Origin of the sequence: Metabacillus malikii (genome assembly GCF_030813355.1) — a bacterium.
Classification (GTDB): Bacteria; Bacillota; Bacilli; order Bacillales; family Bacillaceae; genus Metabacillus; species Metabacillus malikii.
The window spans coordinates 1-21,518 of the sequence record NZ_JAUSUD010000025.1 but is presented as its reverse complement, the minus strand read 5'-3'; the positions used below and the strand labels follow the sequence as shown (position 1 = coordinate 21,518).

Here is a 21,518-nt window from a genome sequence, read left to right as displayed (position 1 = left end):
GGTTCCTCTCACTTACGATTGAAGCGACACTTGTTGTTTCACCAGTCTGTCATTTCTCTTCAGTGTTTCCACTTTCTCTGTTTGTACTTGGTCCGCGGCAGCATCCTCGATATTAAATATTTTCATAAATAATTCTAAAGATTCTGTTGCATTAGGCTCCGCAGATAATTCCTTCACTTTCATTATTGGATCTTTTAATAATTGGTTAATAATACTTTTCGTATGCTTATTTAATACTTTTCGTTCCCGTTCCGTTAAATCAGGTAATTTTCGTTCAATACTTTCCATTGTCTCAGCTTGGATCGTTAACGCCTTCTGTCTTAGAGCTGAGATAACTGGAACAACACCTAACGTGTTCAACCATTGTTTAAACTGAACAATGTCCGCTTCAATAAATAATTCAATTTTCTCAGCGGCTTGCTTACGCTCTTCTAAGTTTGATTCAACAATGCCTTGTAAATCATCGATATCATACAAAAAGACACTTTCAAGCTCTGCCAATTTCGGGTCAAGGTCACGTGGTACAGCAATATCAACCATAAATAATGGTCGACCTTTTCTCATCTTCTCAACAAGTGCCATCATTTCTCTCGTAATGACGAAATCTTTTGCACCTGTAGAACTAATTAAAATATCAGCTTCGATGAGTGCGCATTGAAGTTCATTCATGCCTTTTGCATCCCCATCAAAACGACTTGCTAATTCCTTTGCCTTTTCAACAGTACGATTGATTACTGTAACTTGTCCAACGCCATTACCATGTAAGTTTTGTGCCGCTAATTCGCCCATTTTTCCAGCACCTAAAATTAACACATGTTTCGTTTTTAAATTACCAAATATCTTCTTGGCAAGCTCAACCGCTGCATAACTAACAGAAACAGCATTGGCACCGATATCTGTTTCAGAATGTGAACGCTTGGCTACTGTAATAACCTGTTTGAATAATTGATTAAATATAGTACCTGTCGTTTGATGCTCTTGAGCAAGCAAAAAGCTAGAACGAACCTGACCTAATATTTGTGTTTCTCCTAAAACCATTGAATCTAAGCCACATGCGACACGGAATAAATGCTCTAGTGCACCATCTTGTTCATATATCGTTAAATATGGTGTTAGATGCTCTTTATCAATATCAAACCATTCTGCTAGGAAAGATTTCATATAATAGCGTCCTGTATGGATTTGGTCAACAACTGCATATATTTCAGTACGATTGCATGTTGATATAATCACATTTTCCAGGATACTTTTTTCATTTTTTAACTGTTTCATCGCTTCTGACAATTCATTTGGCTGGAAATTAAGTCTCTCGCGAATTTCAACAGGGGCTGTTCTATAATTTAAGCCGACTACAACAATATGCATTTTCCCTTTACACCCCCACATGCAAGGTTATCTATAATCTAGTATATCATTCTCAATTTACATCTCATTCATATTTTGTGAAAAGTTCTTGAACCATGATAGAGATGTATTACACAATTTTGATTTAATATTTTCACTAAGTGTCAATTGTAAGCCTTTCTTCTCATAAAAAAACCTACAATATTAGACACAATCCTCAAACTATTCACTCTGTACAATAACAAATTATATGAAGTTAATCAAGTGATCCCGCTCACACTTGGGCTATTTCCCTCATAGTATATTCATTTCTGACATGATTGTTTTCACAATTGCTATTAACAAAAACGATTATGTATTACTTGACCATTTCCTTCATTCGAATTACATTTAGGTTAGATTTTAAAAATGTAGTCTTTAAGATGATAATCGATTCGTTCTATAAAACTTGTTCGTTTTAAATATAGCTATGTTTAACTTTTCACATAGCTTAATAATTAGAGGTGTAACAATGAAAAAGGTACCTTTACTCCCGAGTATTATCATTTTATCTTTCGGTATATTTTATTCACTACAAAAATTCAACATCGAACTTATTGAAAATCAAAACAGCTGGCAATTTATCCTCATTCTTCTCGGGGCAGCATTTTTAATAAGTGGGCATTTTGATAAGGATAATAGTGCCATCTTGCCTGGTATTCTTTTATTAGGCCTTGGCCTCCATTTCTTATTACATGCTGGTATTTCAGGTTGGCCTGACCATCCAGCGGCTATTTTATTCATATTAGCTATCGGCTTAATTCTTACGAGTTTAAAACTTAAAAAGGGTTATGCATCTGGCATATTAGTACTTATCACAGGACTATTTTTGCATTTCTTGCAATCAATAAGTGACTCTCTTTCGGTAGTAGAGGGTATCGTGCCACTGATTGAAACATATTGGCCATTTTTATTGTTACTATTAGGAATATTGTTTTTACTTTTTCGTAAGAAATCATGACAAAAAAAGACTGTATCCAAGTCGTTCGTTTGGGATACAGTCTTTTTCATTATTTTCCTGAGTAATCTAGAATGATTCTCCATGCCTCATTTTTCCCTTGACCTGTTTCAGATGAAAATAATACAAGGGAGTCAGATGCTTCAAGCTGCAACGTGTCTTTAATCACTTTAATATGTTTTTGCCATTTGCTTTTCGGTATTTTATCAGCTTTAGTAGCAACGATAATCGTCGGAATATCATAGTGTTTTAAAAAGTCATACATGAGAACATCGTCTTTTGTAGGCGGATGACGAACATCAATGAGAAGTACAACTGCACGTAATTGATCACGAGTTGTAATATATGTCTCAATCATTTTCCCCCATGCTTCACGCTCTTTTTTACTCACTTTTGCATATCCGTAGCCTGGTACATCAACAAAATGAAGAATCTCATTAATAATGAAAAAATTTAATGTTTGTGTCTTACCTGGCTTAGATGATGTTCTTGCTAAGCTTTTTCGACCGAGCATTTTATTTATAAATGATGACTTTCCTACATTTGAGCGACCTGCCAAGGCAATTTCTGGTAGGTTTCCTTCTGGATATTGTGCCGGTTTTACAGCACTTATAACAATTTCTGAACTAGTTACTTTCATTCTTTCTCCTCTATTAACGCATGTTTTAATACTTCATCTAAGTGTGATACAAAAACAAAGGTTAAATCCTGTTGTACACTTTCTGGAATATCATCCAGATCCTTTTCATTATCCAGTGGTGCTATGATTTTCGTTAATCCAGCACGATGTGCGCTCAATGTTTTTTCCTTTAAGCCACCAATTGGTAATACTCGTCCACGTAAAGTGATTTCTCCAGTCATCCCTACTTCTTTTCGGACAGGTCTTTTTGTTAATGCTGAAATTAGTGCTGTCGCCATTGTAATTCCTGCTGATGGACCATCCTTTGGCACTGCACCTTCAGGAACATGGATATGAATATCATTTTTTTCATGGAAATCAACATCAATTTGGAGCTCTTCAGCTCTTGAGCGAATATAACTAAAGGCTGCTTGGGCTGATTCCTTCATGACATCGCCTAACTTCCCTGTCAAAAGGAGTTTCCCTTTACCAGGAGTGACTGATACTTCGATCGCTAATGTATCACCACCGACAGTTGTGTAGGCAAGACCTGTCGCCACTCCGACCTGGTCCTCAAGCTCTGCCTGACCATAGCGGAACATATTCTTCCCTAAAAATTCGTGTAGGTTTTTTTCTGTTATCACAATCTTTTTCCGTTCCGCTTTCACAATTAGTTTAGCGGCTTTACGGCAAATTTTTGCTAGCTGTCGTTCCAAACCACGCACACCCGCTTCTCTTGTGTGGTAGCGGATGATTGCTAATATAGCATCTTCTCTTAGTTGAAGATGGGACTTTTTTAAACCATGTTCTTCTAATTGCCTTGGTAAAAGGTGGTCTTTTGCAATATGAACCTTTTCAAGCTCTGTATATCCTGCAATCGTGATAATTTCCATACGATCACGAAGCGGTCCTGGAATTGTTGCAAGATTATTTGCAGTTGCAATAAACATTACTTTCGATAAATCATATGTTTCTTCAATATAGTGATCACTAAAGCTATGATTTTGTTCCGGATCTAATACCTCTAATAAAGCAGCAGATGGGTCACCCCTAAAATCACTTGACATTTTATCGATTTCATCTAGTAAGAAAACAGGGTTAATCGTTCCTGCCTTTTTCATACCTTGAATAATTCTCCCCGGCATTGCCCCAACATATGTGCGGCGATGTCCACGGATTTCAGACTCATCACGCACACCACCAAGAGATATTCGTACAAAGTTTCTATTTAACGATTTGGCAATTGAGCGGGCTAATGACGTTTTTCCGACTCCAGGAGGACCAGCTAAGCATAGGATTGGTCCTTTCAACGAATTCGTTAACTGTTGAACGGCTAAATATTCAATGACCCGCTCTTTGACTTTTTCAAGACCGTAATGATCTTTATCAAGAATATCTTCTGCAATCGATATATCAAGTCGGTCTTCTGTAGCATTTGACCATGGTAATGATAAGAGCCACTCAATATAATTTCGGATAACTGCACTTTCTGCAGAACTAGATGGGATTTTTTCGTAACGGTCTAGCTCTTTTAGTGCAACAGCCTTAATATTTTCTGGCATGCCCGACTGTTCGATCCGCTCAGTAATTGAAGAAACCTCACCCGTTTTCCCCTCTTTGTCTCCTAGTTCTTTTTGAATTGCTTTCATTTGTTCACGTAAATAATACTCTTTTTGCGTACGTTCCATCGATCTTTTTACACGTTGACCAATTTTTTTCTCGAGCTGTAGTACTTCTTTTTCATTATGAATGATCGAAATAACTTTATTAATTCGCTCTTTAACATCTAATGTTTCTAGTACTTCTTGTTTTTCTTTAAGCTTTAAAGGTAAATGTGAGGCAATAATGTCAGCCATTCTGCCAGGTTCATTTATATCTGACACAGTTGCATAAGTTTCTGCAGATATCTTCTTTGAAAGCTTTATGTATTGTTCAAAATATTCAAGCATCGTTCTCATTAATGCTTCTTCTTCAACACTTTTCGTTTCAGGGTCCTTATAAATCGCAACCTCAACTGAAAAGTATTCCTCATCCGTAACAAAACGTTGTATTTCAGCGCGTTCAAGACCTTCGACTAGAACTCTAATCGTTCCATTCGGTAATTTTAGCATTTGTTTTATCTTAGTTAATGTGCCAATTTCATAGATATCCTCTTTATTTGGCTCATCAATCGCAATTTCCTTTTGCGTTGTTAAAAAGATGATATTTTCGTCCATCATCGCTTTTTCTAGGGCTTGTACAGATTTATCCCGTCCTACATCTAGGTGAAGTACCATCGTCGGATAGACTAACAAACCTCGCAAAGGCAGGAGGGGAACTATTTGTGTATTCGATCTCGCCATGCGTTTATACCTCCATGACATAATATTAGTTATTGTACAATTCTATCTTATTCTTTCGCCACTGTCTATTTGTAACCACTTTCTCATTTAGGTAGTATACCCTATTATCTGACACTTGAAAAAGAAAATCTCTTAAAAATAATAAGGTCAGTCGCTTCAGACTATGATGCTAAATCGTTAGCATACATACTCAAGTTGCGACTGACCCCTTTATACAGATTCCTTCTTCGGAAATGCCTGTTGATTTGGCATAAGTGGGTTTGCCTTTTCGGTAGGTGGATTAACAAGTGCTAAATCAAACACTTCCTGTAAAGTCGTAACAGGAACAATATTAATGCCCTCAATTTCCTTTAATATCGATTGCACATTTTCTTTCGGGATAATCACTGTCTTTGCACCAGCTTTTTTCGCCGCTTTAATTTTCGGAATTACTCCACCGATAGGTTTCACATTGCCTTGTATGCTTATCTCACCCGTCATAGCAACAGTATTATCGATCGCAATTTTATGAATTGCAGAAAATATGCCTGTTGCCATTGCGATCCCTGCTGAAGGACCATCAATTGGCGTACCACCAGGGAAATTGACATGAATGTCGTAGTCATTCGCTCTAATTCCCATCGAACGAAGTACTGTTAATACATTCTCAATAGAACCTTTTGCCATACTTTTTCTTCTGATTGATTTTGAACGGTCTCCAATACTTTCTTCCTCAACGATACCTGTAATATTAAAGATACCTTTATCTTTATCAGTCGGTAATACTGTCACTTCAATTTCTAGCAAAGCTCCGGTATTTGGCCCGTAAACGGCAAGTCCATTTACGATACCTACCTTTGGTTTCTTTTCAATTTTCTTTTCCTGCCTTGGTGTTAGCTGGCTAGAATGGATAACCCATTCAATATCTTCAACGCTAATATTTTGGCGGTCTTCTGACATTGCCATCCCAGTTGCGATTTGCATCAAGTTAACAACTTCTCTACCATTCCTTACATAAGAGGTTAATAATTGAATTCCTTCATCTGTAACATTCATATCTACTTTGCTGGCAGCCTTTCTTGCGACAATCGCTAATTCTTCCTGTTCTAAATCACGGAAAAATACTTCTAAGCAACGTGAACGAACAGCCGGTGGGATTTCATTAGGCGTTCTCGTAGTAGCACCGATTAAACGAAAATCTGCTGGTAAGCCATTTTTAAAAATATCATGAATATGAGTAGGGATTTGCGTGTTTTCTTCATTATAATAGGCACTTTCTAAAAACACTTTCCTGTCTTCGAGCACTTTCAATAATTTATTCATCTGAATAGGATGTAATTCCCCGATTTCATCAATAAAGAGAACTCCACCATGCGCATGTGTTACAGCACCCTGCTTTGGTTGTGGGATACCTGCCTGTCCCATCGCCCCAGCACCTTGATAAATAGGGTCATGAACGGAACCGATTAATGGGTCTGCGATACCACGCTCATCAAATCTTGCAGTTGTTGCATCTAATTCAACAAATACTGCTTGATCTTTAAAAGGAGAACGCTTGTTTCGTTTAGCTTCCTCTAATACAAGTCTGGCTGCAGCAGTCTTACCGACTCCTGGTGGACCATATATAATGACATGTTGTGGGTTTGGACCGCATAATGCCGCACGTAATGAACGAATACCATCTTCCTGACCAACGATGTCTTGAAAACTTTTCGGTCTAACCTTTTCAGCTAATGGTTCTGTTAAGCGAATAGCTCGCATTTTTCGTAATTGTTCCATTTCCTTCTTTGATTCTTTGTCAATCGAAATTTTCTGTGTTCTCTGGTTTTTTAATAAATTCCAAAAGTACATCCCGATAATAATTCCGAAAAACAACTGAATAAACAAAGCGATACTTGTCCAACTCATTGTAGTCCCTCCTGCTTAGAAGTCTTTACCGCTACTCTTTCAATGTTTATGTTTATCAATAATTTACAAATAAAAATGTCAGACTTGGTAACAGCGCTAACCGATACCGTATCAGTTTCAAATATGTAAAATACTTTATTTTTATTAGCGGTTATTTATAGCTAGTATCTCCTAGCTTTTAATGGAATAAACCTATTCGTAAACAAAAGGAAGTATAAAATAAGAATGGAACAAATTCTTTATCTATTAGAAGTTGCAGTACTGATGTTTTTAAAAGCGAGTAATGAGGATATGGTATAGGAGTTAAAACAATCATCATAGCTAGACATATACAGGTATATAAAAAGAAGCTGAGAGGTCCCAGCTTCTTTTTTTACTTATGCAGATGTTTTTTTATCTTCTTGAATAACTGTACCGTCATTTAAGACTAATTTTGGTGGTGTGTTACCTGTTACGGTATCAGCTGTAATGATTGTTTTTACGATATCATCTCTAGATGGTAAATCAAACATCATATCAAGCATAATACCTTCGATAATGGAACGAAGGCCACGAGCACCTGTTTTTCTTTCGATTGCTTTTTTTGCAATTTCAAGAAGTGCTTCATCTTCAAATTCCAATTCTACACCATCTAAATCAAGCATTTTTTGATACTGCTTAACTAAAGCATTTTTTGGCTTAGTTAAGATTTCAACTAATGCATCCTCATCTAGCGGCTCTAAGCTTGCAATGACAGGTAAACGACCGATAAATTCAGGTATTAAACCAAACTTCAATAAGTCTTCAGGTAATACTTGTGAAAGTAATGCTTTTTTATCAAGGTCGGCATTTTTGTTTTCTGAACCAAAACCAATAACTTTCTTGCCAAGTCTTCGTTTAATGATTTGTTCAATTCCATCAAATGCTCCACCACAAATAAATAAAATATTTGTTGTATCGATTTGAATAAACTCTTGATGCGGGTGCTTCCTTCCACCTTGAGGAGGGACACTAGCAACTGTTCCTTCAAGGATTTTTAATAATGCTTGTTGGACACCTTCACCTGAGACATCACGAGTAATAGAAGGATTTTCAGATTTGCGAGCTACTTTGTCGATTTAATCAATGTAAATAATTCCTTTTTCAGCTTTCTCTACATCATAATCAGCAGCTTGAATTAGCTTTAAGAGGATATTTTCTACATCTTCACCTACATAACCTGCTTCAGTTAATGAAGTTGCATCCGCTATAGCGAATGGAACATTTAAGATCCGAGCTAACGTTTGTGCTAGTAACGTTTTACCACTACCTGTCGGCCCAATCATTGCAATATTACTTTTTGAAAGTTCAACATCATCAATTTTACTATTGGAGTTAATACGTTTGTAATGATTATAAACAGCTACTGCTAGTGATTTTTTGGCCTGGTCTTGACCAATTACATATTCATCAAGGATTTCGTCGATTTCCTTCGGCTTTGGAACATCCTTAAATTCAACTTCTTCTTCAGTACCTAGCTCTTCTTCTACAATTTCTGTACAAAGCTCTATACACTCATCACATATATAAACTCCAGGTCCTGCTACTAATTTTCGAACCTGATCTTGAGTTTTACCACAAAATGAACATTTTAGTTGTCCTTTTTCGTCGTTAAATTTAAACATTGTTTCACCCCTTGTATCTTTATCTAAGTCAACTGCTTTTCTTTCTTCCCTACCTAATAATTTGATATGTAAATATGGGCAGGCTATTGTCTTGCTACCTAAAACAGGTATGTATTGCATTTTACCATAAGTATGGCATGAACAGGAAATGATCCTGCTTAGGTCTGTTCTGCAATACGTGACATTCGTTATGAATTTCGAGTTAAAACTAGTGTATGTATGAATGGGCTTTCTTATATCATTCCCAAAGGAATATAATTAAAACATACTTGATTTTACAATAAACTATGTATTAAAAATTTATTACGACAATGATTTTAACCGCTAATTTGTACAAAACAAGGCACGATCCAATCGCGCCTTGTCTCTATATTTATATTATGCAACAACCTTGCTATTTTCCACAAGAAAATCGATTGCTTTACGCACTTTTAAATCTTCTTTAAGACCTTCAGCAGATCCGCCTAACGCTTGTTTAATGTTTTCAATCGGCATATTGTACATTTCAGCCATTTTATTTAATTCAGCTTCTACATCTTCTTCTGAAACTTCAATGTTTTCAGCTTTTACAATTGCTTCAAGAGTTAAGTTATACTTAACGCGTTTTTCAGCATCATCTTTCATTTGTGCTTTTAAAGCTTCCTCATCTTGACCTGAGAATTGGAAGTATAATTCAAGGTTCATACCTTGCATTTGTAAACGTTGCTCAAATTCTTGCATCATACGTGAAATTTCATTTTCAATTAAAGCATTTGGGATGTCTACTTCGACACCTTCTGCAGCTTTTTCAACTAAAGTGTCACGTAAGTGGTTTTCAGCCTCAGTTTTTTTCGTTTCTTCTAGACGAGTTCTAGTTTGCGCTTTTAGTTCATCAAGTGTTTCAACATCTTCACTAACGTCTTTTGCAAATTCATCATCTAGTGCTGGTAGTTCTTTTGTTTTAATTTCGTGAACTTTTACTTTGAATACAGCAGCTTTTCCAGCAAGGTTTTCCGCATGGTAATCTTCAGGGAATGTTACTTCTACTTCCTTTTCAGCTCCAGCTTCAAGACCAACTAGTTGCTCTTCAAATCCTGGAATGAATGAACCAGAACCGATTTCTAGTGAGTAGTTTTCTGCTGCTCCACCTTCAAATGCTTCACCATCTACATAACCATCAAAGTCGATAACAGCCGTATCGCCTGTTTCGATTGAACCTTCTTCTTTAATAACTAATTCTGCATGGCGCTCTTGAAGTTGTTTTAATTCGTTATCAACATCTTCATCAGTTACTGTGTCATCAAGTTTTTCAACTTCAAGACCTTTATATTCTCCCAGTTTCACTTCTGGTTTTACTGTTACCTTTGCAGTGAAGATTAAGTTTTTGCCTTTTTCGATTTGTTCAACATCAATTTCAGGACGGTCAACTGGCTCAATTCCAGCTTCATCAATTGCTTTTGGATATGCTTCAGGTAAGATAATATCAAGAGCATCTTGATATAATGATTCTACACCAAAGCGTTGTTCGAACATTCCACGTGGAATTTTTCCTTTACGGAATCCAGGAATTGAAACTGTTTTTACTACTTTTTTGAACGCTTCGTCTAAAGCAACGTTGAAGTCCTCTGCAGAAACTTCAACCGTAAGAACGCCGTCGTTCCCTTCTAACTTTTCCCATTTAACTGACATTTGTGTTCCCTCCAAAAATCTATATTGATTTGTGCGAATAAGTGATAGGTAAATTCAAATGGCTGCTTGTCCATTGTAAACATTCACCTAATAAGATATACCTGTTTATGTACGGTTGTTTGGACCGAATACTAACCATGCTTAAGGATTTCGCATAAATTTACAAAAAAAGCTATGGACTAAAGCCAAACTTTTGTTGTGTCATTTATCGAGTCCCCTCTGCCCATTTGTAAGGGACGTTCTGGAACAGGATAAAATTTACGGTCTTAAGAGACCTAAATACGATGATCACTATTTTGCAACCATCTTATTATAACATAGAAAAGTTACCTTTCAACATATAGGACTATATTTGCAGATAAGAAATTTCTTCTATTTGATAAATTTTATGACAGGCATTTTCAACTGCTACTGATGATACTTCATATAATCCCTCAACTTCTTCAGCTTCAAGTGTAATGCCATGCATCTCATAACCTACGAAATGAAGTGCTGCTGCCCAAACATTAACATCATTAGGCTCTGGTGCTAACGGATAGAGTACGAATAAATGTCGAATCCATAATTCTTTGACAGCTTCAAATAATGTTGGATTTTCATTTCCTAGCGTATCATCTAACATTGATAGTACCTTTTTCGTAAATGCTTGTTCTGAGATATCCTCAAGTTCGGCCGGTATTACTGTGAATACTTTACCTAGTTTATTGACCGTTACTTCCTTGTCTACAGCATGTTCCGTCATAAGTTGTAACGTCATTGTTTTAATTATAGGATGTATCTCATTGTTTTCTAAGAGACCTTTTAACGTTATAAAATGTTTACTAATATTCGCTTCATGCAATGATTGTATGTAAGCAAGCTGCCTATGCTCGTCAGTAAAAAAGCCCTGGTCATAATCAGCTTGTTCTTCATCATCAGCCGCTTCAATTGTACTGTTAATATCTTCATCTTGATTCATTTTACGACTAAATTCAAGCAAACGATAAAATTGCTCAGCACTTTCTGGTGGAAGATGATTCTCTTCTAAAACAGCTTCTATCGTAGATTGAACCTCTCGATATTCTCTTAGCTGAATAAGGATTGTTAAGTAAACTTGTAGAACTGTAAAGTAATGTCCGATATCTTCTAAAAGCATTTTTTTACAAATTCGCTTTGCTTCGGTTAATTCACCCAATTCCATGTAGCACATGGCCAAACCAAACAATACTTCCGCTTTGTCATCATCTAAGCTATGAGCTTCTTGAAACATCTCAAGGGCTTCTTGAAACTTTTTTTCTTTTAATAACACCATTCCTTTATCAAGGTAACGTTCCTTTAAATTTGGAAAGGGAATGACATTTTTTCTTTTCTGATCATCCATGCTTTCAACTCCATGAAGCTTCTGTTTTTAGGCTGTTTTTGTATACATTGTAGATTTTACTTAGTTAGCAAAAAGCACCAACCATCGATTTAATTCCAGAATGTTATTCAAGTTTATCAATCCTGTCTTACGAAAACAAGCTACCTCTTCATTAATATGATATTACTTAAAACATAACAAGAAAAAAAGAGCTAAACATTATAAAAATGTCGCTCTTCTTTCCGTTTCATATCTAGAAATATCTTCTTGATAATATAATGTTAAATCTATTTCATCCTTACCATTTAACAACATGTCTTTCCAATAAGGGTCGACTTCAAATGTTTTCGACAAATTCGCATTATCTGTTAACGTTTGATTTTCTAAATCTACTTTTAATTGGTAGCCTTCCTGTCTTGCTTGTTCTCTAATCACATCTAAAACAGATTGTTCTAGGCTGATAGGAAGCAACCCATTTTTTAAACAGTTTTGATGGAAAATATCTGCAAATGATGGTGCTAAAATAACTTGAAAGCCATAATCTGATAAGGCCCATGGAGCATGTTCACGTGATGAACCACACCCGAAGTTTTCACCGGCTAATAGAATGGTTGCACCTTTGCTCTCCGCTTTGTTCAATTCAAACTCAGGATTATCTGAGCCGTCTGGAAGGTAGCGCCAGTCAAAAAATGCAAAGCGTCCATAACCTGTTTTTTCGATTCGTTTTAGAAACTGCTTAGGAATAATCTGATCTGTATCGACATTTGAACGATTAAGTACTGCTACTTTTCCTTCATGTGTTGTAAAAGGTTTCATTTTGCCCCTCCTATTTTATTTAGTTCTATTTACTAAATCGATTATGCTGTCGTTGTTTGCTTATTAATATTTCTCACATCTACAAATCTACCATGTAAAGCTGCAGCTGCTGCCATTGCCGGACTAACAAGATGAGTTCTTGCACCTTTACCTTGTCTACCTTCAAAGTTACGATTTGAAGTTGATGCACAACGCTCTCCCTCTGGTACAACATCATTATTCATACTTAAGCACATGCTACAACCGGATTCTCTCCACTCAAAGCCTGCCTCTTTAAAGATGATGTCTAACCCTTCTGCTTCGGCAACCTTTTTAACAGTTTGTGACCCAGGCACAACGATTGCTCTAACGTCTGGTGCAACCTTTTTACCATTAAATGATTTAATGATGGAAGCCGCTTGTCTTAAGTCTGTTATACGAGAATTTGTACAAGAACCGATGAAAACATGGTCAATTGTAATGTCTTCCATTTTTGTATTTGGTTTTAATCCCATATAGTCAAATGCACGTTTTGCCTCATCTATCTCATCTTCTGTTTGGAAATTAGCTAAATCAGGTGTTGTTTCATCAACGCCTACAGCCATACCAGGGTTCGTACCCCAAGTAACCATTGGTGCGATTTCTTCACCTTGTAAAGTAATAACTTTGTCGTATGTTGCACCTTCATCTGTTTTTAATGTTTTCCAGTATTCTACTGCTTTTTCAAATTCCTCGCCTTGTGGTGCATATTTACGGCCTTTAATATAAGAGTATGTTGTTTCGTCAGGAGCTATTAATCCCGCTCTAGCACCAGCTTCAATTGACATATTACAAATTGTCATCCGCTCATCCATTGTTAGATTTTCAATTACTTCTCCTGTGTACTCAATAATAAAACCAGTACCGAAACGGACACCATATTTACCGATAACAGCTAAAATGACATCTTTTGCTGTTACTCCTTCTTGAAGCTTACCTGGAATATGAATATTCAATGTTTTTGGACGTTGTCTCCAGATCGTTTGTGTCGCTAATACATGTTCAACCTCACTTGTACCAATACCAAAAGCGATTGCTCCAAAGGCACCGTGTGTTGAAGTATGACTATCACCACATACGATCGTTTTACCAGGAAGTGTTAGGCCTAGCTCTGGACCAATTACATGAACTATCCCTTGGTCTTCACTGTTAAGGTCAGCTAAGCGAATGCCAAACTCTTGACAGTTTTTTTCAAGTGCACCTATTTGTAATTTCGCAACTTCATCCTTAATGACAAAACGGTTAATGGTCGGTACATTATGATCCATTGTTGCAAATGTTCGATCAGGTCTTCTTACCTTACGATTTTTTTCTCGTAACCCTTCAAAAGCCTGTGGAGATGTAACTTCATGGATTAAGTGTAAGTCAATATAGACCAAATCCGGTTTACCTGGTTCTTGTCGAACGATATGTTCATCATAGATTTTTTCAATGATCGTTTTTGGCTGCATCATCATAAACTCCCTTCTTATAGATGGAAAATGAGAGGGAACTCTTATAGAAGGGTCTAACCTCTCAAATAAACTAATATAATGGGTATACTCACCTTTTACTTACTGCGGCATATCCCTAAAAAAATTAGGCTGTTTTCGTAAACAATGTTGCTTTTAACTGAGTTGTCGTTTAGGGTTTGTCTCCGCTACAGTACTCGCTTTCCGCGGGGTGGGTGGTGAGCCTCCTCAGCGTAAACGCCTGCTCACGTCTCACCTCTCCCACGCATCATGCAGGAGTCTCGCACTTTCGCTCCAACAAACCCTTAATAAAGGTTAGTGCGAAAAGCCACAATCTTTTAGAAAAGAGCCAAAAATTAAGAATAATTATTGATAATATTTATAATTTCATAGTCATCTGCAAGAGCATTTTTAATTTCTTCGCCAATTTCTGTTGTTGTAGCAAATTTGCCACCATCAGCTAAATCAGCCGTACGGAGTCCAGAATTTAAAACATTGTCTACCGCTTTCTCAATTGCTTTCGCTTCTTCTTCTAAACCTAAAGACTGTCTTAACATCATCGCTGCTGATAAGATTGTTGCGATTGGATTCGCAATGTTTTTCCCTGCGATATCTGGTGCCGAACCATGTACAGGTTCATATAAATGCAACCCACTTGATGAGAGACTTGCTGATGACAACATACCTAATGAACCGGTAATCATTGAGCCTTCATCACTTAAAATATCACCAAACATGTTTTCCGTTACAATAACATCAAATTGTTTAGGGGAACGAATAAGTTGCATCGCCGCATTATCTACAAGCATATGTTCAAGTACTACATCAGGGTATCTAGCTCCTACCTCTTCAGCAACTTCGCGCCATAGTCTACTAGATTCCAATACATTCGCTTTATCTACTGATGTTACATGCTTTCGACGAGTTTTGGCGATTTCAAATGCAGATACTAAAATACGTTCGATTTCAGCTCTTTTATAAAAGAGTGTATCTACTACTGCTTCCTCGCCGTTATAATCAATACGTTCACTTGGCTTTCCGAAATAGAGACCACCAGTTAATTCACGAACAATGACAAAGTCTACCCCTTCAACATATTCCTTTTTTAATGGAGATGAATCTAGTAAACTTTCAAATGTTTTAACAGGACGTAGATTCGCAAACAAATCAAGCTCTTTACGGAGTGCTAATAAGCCTCGCTCTGGTCGTAATTCTACAGGATTTTGATCCCATTTAGGACCACCAACTGCTCCTAAAATAATAGCATCCGCATTACGGCAAACTTCCAATGTCTCTTCTGGTAGTGGATTACCTTTTTGATCAATCGCATCTCCGCCAATCAAGCCATAGTTAAATTGAAATTGGTGGTTAAAATGTTCGGCAACAGATTTTAATACTTCGACTGTGACATCGACAACTTCTTTACCGATGCCGTCGCCTGGTAATAGTGCTATTGTTTTTTTCATCCTTCAGCCTCCTTTGAATGTAATTTTTATGATTTCCATGCATTTTTTAATATTGCACGTTTTTGTCATTAGCTTTAGCTTCTACTTACCCCTTAAAGGAAAGCCTAAATCTTTTAGAATAGAGCCTTTAGAAAAGTGCTTTTGTATAAAACATGCAGCCTAGGGTAAAGTTCTCCCTAAGCCGCATGTTTGTAAGACTATTGCTAAAATCGTTTTATTATTTTTGTGCACTCGCTACTGCTTCTTTTTGTTTTTGCTTAGATTTAACAAACGGCATCATTGCACGTAGCTTTTTACCAACTTCTTCGATTTGGTGTGCATTTTCGTTATTGTTAATTGCATTGAATTGTGGACGGTTTGCTTGGTTCTCCAAAATCCACTCTTGAGCAAATTTACCAGTTTGGATATCTTTAAGTACTTCTTTCATTGCTTCTTTTGAACGGCCATCAACTACGCGAGGTCCTGAAACGAAGTCACCCCATTGTGCAGTGTCAGAGATTGAGTATCTCATTCCAGCCATACCATCTTCATACATTAAATCAACGATTAATTTTAATTCATGTAAGCACTCGAAGTATGCAACTTCTGGTTGGTAGCCTGCTTCTACTAATGTTTCGAAACCAGCTTTTACTAATGATGTTAATCCACCACATAATACTGCTTGCTCACCGAAAAGGTCTGTTTCAGTTTCTTCTTTAAATGTAGTTTCTAAAACACCTGCACGTGCAGAGCCAACACCTTTTGCATATGCTAATGCTTTATCTTTTGCAGTTCCAGTAACATCTTGGTAGATTGCAAATAATGCAGGTACTCCAGCGCCTTCTTCAAATGTTCTTCTTACTAAATGTCCAGGACCTTTTGGAGCCACTAGGAATACATCAACATCAGCAGGAGGTACGATTTGGCTGAAGTGTACATTAAAGCCGTGTGCAAATACTAAAGAATTACCTGCTTTTAATCCAGGTTTAATTTCTGCTTCATAAATTTTAGCTTGTTGCTCATCTGGTAATAATACCATTACTAAGTCTGCTTGCTCTGCCGCTTCAGTAACTGAAACAACTGTATGACCATCTTCAACCGCTTTGTCATATGAACCACCTTTACGTACACCTACTACTACGTCGAAGCCACTTTCTTTTAAGTTAAGTGCATGCGCATGTCCTTGTGAACCGTAACCAATGATGGCAATTTTTTTTCCTTGTAATGCTGCTTCGTTTACGTCTCCGTTATAATATACCTTTGTCATGTATAATCTCTCCCTCAATTTTTAAGAATTCTAGTATATTTGTTGCTATTTATATGAATCTTTTAAACCTGATTTTCAGGTAAGATTTCAAACCTAAGATTTAGACAATTGAAATTGGTACTTCTTTCGATACTCGCTGAGTACCACGTGTGAACGCTGTTGTCCCAGTACGAGCAATTTCTTTAATGCCATATGGTTTCAGTAAGTCGATTAGTACTTCAATTTTTTCAGGCTCACCTGTTACTTGAACAACTACACTGTCACGACTTACATCAATGACTGTTGCACGGAAAGGTTGAATGAGTCCTTGAATTTCCATACGTGTTGCTGGTGTAGATACTACTTTAACTAACGCGAGTTCTCTTGAAACAATTGACTGTGACGTAATATCAACTACTTTAATAACATCAATTTGTTTATTCAATTGTTTTGTAATTTGCTCTACTTCTTTTTCTTCTTGAACGTTAACAACTAATGTCATCCGTGAAATGCCTTCAGTTTCAGAATGACCAACTGTTATACTTTCTATATTAAAATGTCTTTTTGAAAAAAGACCTGTAATACGATTTAAGACACCTGTTTGGTTTAATACCGTTAATGAGATAATGCGTTTCATAGTTTAACACCTACCATTTCATGCACACCTTTACCAGTTGCAACCATCGGATACACATTTTCATCCTTACTAACTTGGACATCTAATAAAACTGGGCCATCGGATGTTATCGCTTCTTTTAATCGCTCCTGCCAGCCTTCACTGTTATCAATCCGAACTCCTTTGATACCATATGCTTCAGTAAGTTTGACAAAATCTGGCTGAGAAACAAATTTCGAATGTGAATATCTCTCTTCATAGAATAATTCTTGCCATTGTCTAACCATACCTAGAGCACGATTATTTAGGATAACAATTTTTATTGGTAAATTTAGCTCATGGATAACACCAAGTTCTTGTAATGTCATTTGGAAGCCGCCATCACCTAAAACTGAAACGACAGTTGATTCTCTATCAGCTAACTGTGCCCCAATTGCTGCAGGTAACCCGAAGCCCATAGTTCCTAAACCACCTGATGTAACCCATTTATTCGGTTTAAGGAAGTTATAATACTGAGCTGACCACATTTGATGCTGGCCAACATCTGTTGTTACAATTGCATCGCCGTTTGTATATTGATGAATGAGTTCAAGAATTTTTTGAGGTTTTAATTCCTCATCACTATCTTTATAGACTAACGGGTACTCTTTTTTATGGTTAGAAACTAATTCGTTCCACTCCTTATGGTCGCCACGTTTGCCATCTTGTTTAATTAATTGTTCAAGAACTGTTTTCGCATCACCGACGATAGGGATTTGTGTCGGAACATTTTTCCCAATTTCAGCAGGGTCAATATCAATATGTGCAACGGTAGCTTTCTTTGCAAAATGGTTCAAATTCCCTGTTAGACGGTCATCAAATCTAGCCCCTACACTAATCAATAAGTCACAGTCATAAAGTGCCATATTGGCCGCATATGTGCCATGCATTCCACCCATACCTAGGAATAACGGGTTATCCGCAGGAATACCACCTAATCCTAATAATGTATTTACTACAGGGATTTGCTGCTGTTCTACATATTTCACTAGTTCTTCTGATGCCTTAGCATGTAATACGCCAGCTCCGGCTAAAATAACTGGTTTTTTCGCTCTACTTACTGCTTCTACAAGTTTACGAACTTGTAGATAGTTTGGTTCACTAGTAGGTTGGTAACCAGGTAAATTAATTGGCATATCATATTTAAATTCGCCTTCAATTGTGGCAATATCTTTCGGTATATCAATTAACACCGGACCAGGTCTTCCTGTTGTTGCAATATGAAAAGCTTCTTTTATAATTCTAGGAAGCTCACTCACTTCACGCACTTGATAGTTATGCTTTGTAATCGGAGTTGTAACCCCAAGTATATCCGCTTCTTGGAAAGCATCTGAGCCGATGACACTTGATGCAACCTGACCTGTAAAGACTACTAAAGGTAATGAATCAATCATTGCGTCAGCTAAACCAGTTACTAAATTTGTAGCTCCCGGTCCAGATGTTGCGATGACAACACCAGGCTTACCTGAAACTCGTGCATAGCCTTCTGCTGCATGTATGCCACCTTGTTCATGACGGGTTAATACATGGAATACACCTGAATCATATAGACTATCGTAAATAGGTAGGACAGCACCACCAGGGTATCCGAAGATGACTTCCACTTTTTCCTGCTTAAGCGCTTCTATAAGCATTAACGATCCCGACATAGTGTTGGTACATTTGGCTGTTGAACTATTCAACTGAACATTTGTACTCATACTCTTTCCTCCCTTTAATAAATATTTCACTACTTCACAAATTTATAATGGCTAAAACAGCATATAAAAAACCTTCCCACCCCTCATAAGACTCCACATAAACTAGTGTGCCAAAGGGGCAAAAAGGTTAATAAACTTTTTCGCGGTACCACCCTTCTTCATGGTCAAAACATGACCACCTTACGAACAGGTTTACTGTTCACTTTGATAACGAGTACCGAAGAAAGGGACTCGGTTAATCCTACTAATGTTCAGATTAACACTCAGAGGCGAGTTCATCTAATGGGAGTATCATCGGCTTCCAGCTAACCCGATTCTCTGTAGATACTTTTACCAAAGATTACTTATCCTCTTCAACGTTTTACTATATAAGTTTTTGCTATAAGTTCATGATTTTCATTTAAGATGGTTTGGAATTACACAAACGTTTTAACTAGAAATTATTTTATGAATTGATTGAATTTTAGTTGTTTTTCAAATGTTTGTGTAACTTTATTTGAATTTATATTACGCTCTATCGAATAAAGTGTCAACAGTGTTTTATGAATTATTTGATAATTTAGATTAATTGGATTTGTTGTATCCGCTTACATTGTTGATGTGATTGGAATACTATTTTAAAATTTTTTTAAAGAATTTTTAAAAATCCACAATCGCCCTATGTAGCTAAATTGGTAAGATTTTCTCATTGATAATTCATTGAAAATTATTATTTAAATTTTAGTTATTTCCATTCTCACTAAAGGCCATCCCGCGGAAAGCGAGTACTGCAAGAGGAAACCAACCCAAAACAACAAACTAAGTAAAAAGCAACAATGTTTGGGAAAACTGCCTTTTTAAAAATATCGAGTAGGAGGGAGTGGTTAACTCCCGACCTCTCACACCACCGTACGTACGGTTCCGTATACGGCGGTTCAATTTTATATTAAGCATGCACTTTGTTGTAATGTTTCGTGCAGGAGATTAGTCCAAATTGGGCTAGTCTTTTATTGGTTATTGTCGTAGTTAGTATCCAAGAGTAAGCGATACGGGTTACCCCTTTACTTGTGTGGCTATTTTTGTATGCACTATATTTGTCCATACCTAGTTTAATTAAGTTTTTCCTACGATTCGTCGCTGTTTTCCATTTCTTCCAGATACACATTCGCAGTCTAAACCTGGTATTGGCGTCTATTGCCCGAAGTAGTTTCTTCATATAGCCGACTTTAAAGTAGTTAACCCAACCTCTTATTAACTGATTGATTCGTTCAACCTGATATTTCGTATTAACACTCCAATTCTTTCTTGTTAGTTGTTTAATCTTGTATTTGAAGTTTTGGACTGATTTTTGATGTGGTTTTGCTTTGTATAAATCAGCTTGATAATCTTTGAAGAATCCAAACCCTAGAAACTTCATGTCGGGGTCATTAGGTTTCGTCACTCTCGATTTCTCTACATTTACAATTAAACCCAGCTTCTCTTCAATATACCTCGACACAGACCTCATGACTCGCTTAGCTGACATCTCGCTTTTGACCATGATAATACAGTCATCTGCGTATCTAACGAAACGCAATCCTCGGTTTTCTAGTTCTTTATCCAGTTCATTAAGCATGATATTACTGAGTAACGGAGATAAGTTCCCTCCTTGTGGTGTACCGATTATTGTTTCTTTGTAGTCTTCGTCAATTCGTACACCACTTACTAAAAATTTACGAATGAGTGAAATAACATCTCCATCGTCCACTGTTCTCGATATGAGGTTCATCAATCTGTCGTGGTGCACTGTGTCAAAGAAACGCTCTAAATCAATATCCACAATCCAGTCGTATCCATCATTCATAAACTCTAACGCTTTTAGAATGGCCATCTCTGCATATCGTCTTGGTCTAAAACCGTAGCTATTTTCATTAAATTGTTTGTCAAACATGGGTGTTAGAACTTGGGCAGTTGCCTGTTGGATGACTCTATCTATAACAGTTGGAATACCTAGAAGGCGCTTTCCACCATTTGGTTTTGGTATTTCTACCCTAAGTACTGGTTGAGGATTATACTCTCTTTTCCGGATTTGACGAATAATTTCATCCTTATTCAACGCCATATATCCAGCTAACTCATCCACGGTCATCCCATCTACACCGGCAGCACCTTTGTTTTTCTTTACTTGTTTGTATGCTTGGTTAAGGTTATCCCTGTCTAGTATCTTATCGAGTATCTTTCTTTCATGCATACTTGTTATTTCCTTTCCTTCTCGTAGGTTGGTATCCACTTTTTCGCGTTTTGCCAGTGGTCTTTTTCCTTCCCCAATTGAGATTTCTATAACGATAAAATTGTTCAGCCCTTCACTCTTTCTAACTTTCGCTAGACCT

Annotated in this window: 14 protein-coding genes, 1 pseudogene and 1 other annotated feature; of the genes and pseudogenes, 1 reads left to right on the top strand and 14 read right to left on the bottom strand. The window is 36.9% G+C overall.

The window, feature by feature from the left end; genetic code table 11:
* Positions 1 to 12 precede the first annotated feature (12 nt).
* A complete protein-coding gene (gene hemA / locus J2S19_RS19250; RefSeq protein ID WP_307345223.1) occupies positions 13 to 1,365 on the bottom strand; it encodes a glutamyl-tRNA reductase in 1,353 nt (450 codons plus the stop codon).
* Positions 1,366 to 1,855: 490 nt separating this feature from the next.
* Here hemA and J2S19_RS19245 point away from each other — a divergent pair, with 490 nt between their 5' ends.
* Complete coding sequence (locus J2S19_RS19245) at positions 1,856 to 2,344, top strand: hypothetical protein (RefSeq protein WP_307345220.1); 489 nt, start codon at positions 1,856 to 1,858, stop codon at positions 2,342 to 2,344.
* 49 nt (positions 2,345 to 2,393) lie between these two features.
* Here J2S19_RS19245 and yihA read toward each other — a convergent pair whose 3' ends face one another.
* The 13 genes and pseudogenes from yihA to ltrA form a co-directional block, all read right to left on the bottom strand.
* The gene (gene yihA / locus J2S19_RS19240) at positions 2,394 to 2,981 is read right to left on the bottom strand and encodes a ribosome biogenesis GTP-binding protein YihA/YsxC (protein ID WP_307345216.1); all 588 of its coding nucleotides are present in this window, start codon (positions 2,979 to 2,981) and stop codon (positions 2,394 to 2,396) included.
* The gene (lon, locus tag J2S19_RS19235) at positions 2,978 to 5,302 is read right to left on the bottom strand and encodes an endopeptidase La (protein WP_307345213.1); all 2,325 of its coding nucleotides are present in this window, start codon (positions 5,300 to 5,302) and stop codon (positions 2,978 to 2,980) included. The genes yihA and lon overlap by 4 nt, the downstream gene beginning before the upstream one ends.
* 210 nt (positions 5,303 to 5,512) lie before the next feature.
* Positions 5,513 to 7,189 (bottom strand): ATP-dependent protease LonB, encoded by a 1,677-nt coding sequence (gene lonB / locus J2S19_RS19230; RefSeq protein WP_307345210.1) that lies wholly within the window; start codon positions 7,187 to 7,189, stop codon positions 5,513 to 5,515.
* Positions 7,190 to 7,566: 377 nt separating this feature from the next.
* Positions 7,567 to 8,832, bottom strand: a pseudogene (gene clpX, locus J2S19_RS19225) (ATP-dependent protease ATP-binding subunit ClpX).
* Between the two features lie 378 nt (positions 8,833 to 9,210).
* Complete coding sequence (gene tig, locus J2S19_RS19220) at positions 9,211 to 10,500, bottom strand: trigger factor (protein WP_307345207.1); 1,290 nt, start codon at positions 10,498 to 10,500, stop codon at positions 9,211 to 9,213.
* Between the two features lie 346 nt (positions 10,501 to 10,846).
* Positions 10,847 to 11,860 (bottom strand): tetratricopeptide repeat protein, encoded by a 1,014-nt coding sequence (locus J2S19_RS19215; protein WP_307345204.1) that lies wholly within the window; start codon positions 11,858 to 11,860, stop codon positions 10,847 to 10,849.
* Positions 11,861 to 12,058: 198 nt separating this feature from the next.
* Positions 12,059 to 12,655: a 3-isopropylmalate dehydratase small subunit gene (gene leuD, locus J2S19_RS19210; RefSeq protein ID WP_307345202.1), complete on the bottom strand. Its 597-nt coding sequence runs from the start codon at positions 12,653 to 12,655 to the stop codon at positions 12,059 to 12,061.
* 41 nt (positions 12,656 to 12,696) lie between these two features.
* A complete protein-coding gene (leuC, locus tag J2S19_RS19205) occupies positions 12,697 to 14,124 on the bottom strand; it encodes a 3-isopropylmalate dehydratase large subunit (RefSeq protein WP_307345200.1) in 1,428 nt (475 codons plus the stop codon).
* A 356-nt stretch (positions 14,125 to 14,480) separates the two neighbouring features.
* On the bottom strand, positions 14,481 to 15,590 hold the full coding sequence (gene leuB / locus J2S19_RS19200) for a 3-isopropylmalate dehydrogenase (protein ID WP_307345198.1): 1,110 nt from the start codon (positions 15,588 to 15,590) through the stop codon (positions 14,481 to 14,483).
* A 217-nt stretch (positions 15,591 to 15,807) separates the two neighbouring features.
* Complete coding sequence (ilvC, locus tag J2S19_RS19195) at positions 15,808 to 16,836, bottom strand: ketol-acid reductoisomerase (RefSeq protein WP_307345195.1); 1,029 nt, start codon at positions 16,834 to 16,836, stop codon at positions 15,808 to 15,810.
* A 100-nt stretch (positions 16,837 to 16,936) separates the two neighbouring features.
* Positions 16,937 to 17,452: an acetolactate synthase small subunit gene (gene ilvN, locus J2S19_RS19190; protein WP_307345192.1), complete on the bottom strand. Its 516-nt coding sequence runs from the start codon at positions 17,450 to 17,452 to the stop codon at positions 16,937 to 16,939.
* Positions 17,449 to 19,170, bottom strand: coding sequence for an acetolactate synthase large subunit (gene ilvB / locus J2S19_RS19185; RefSeq protein ID WP_307345189.1), 1,722 nt, complete (start codon positions 19,168 to 19,170; stop codon positions 17,449 to 17,451). Before ilvB ends, ilvN begins: the two co-directional genes overlap by 4 nt.
* Before the next feature lie 111 nt (positions 19,171 to 19,281).
* Positions 19,282 to 19,536: a binding site (T-box leader), on the bottom strand.
* 559 nt (positions 19,537 to 20,095) lie between these two features.
* Positions 20,096 to 21,518 (bottom strand): group II intron reverse transcriptase/maturase (gene ltrA, locus J2S19_RS19180; RefSeq protein ID WP_442406293.1); only part of this gene is annotated, 1,423 nt, incomplete at its 5' end.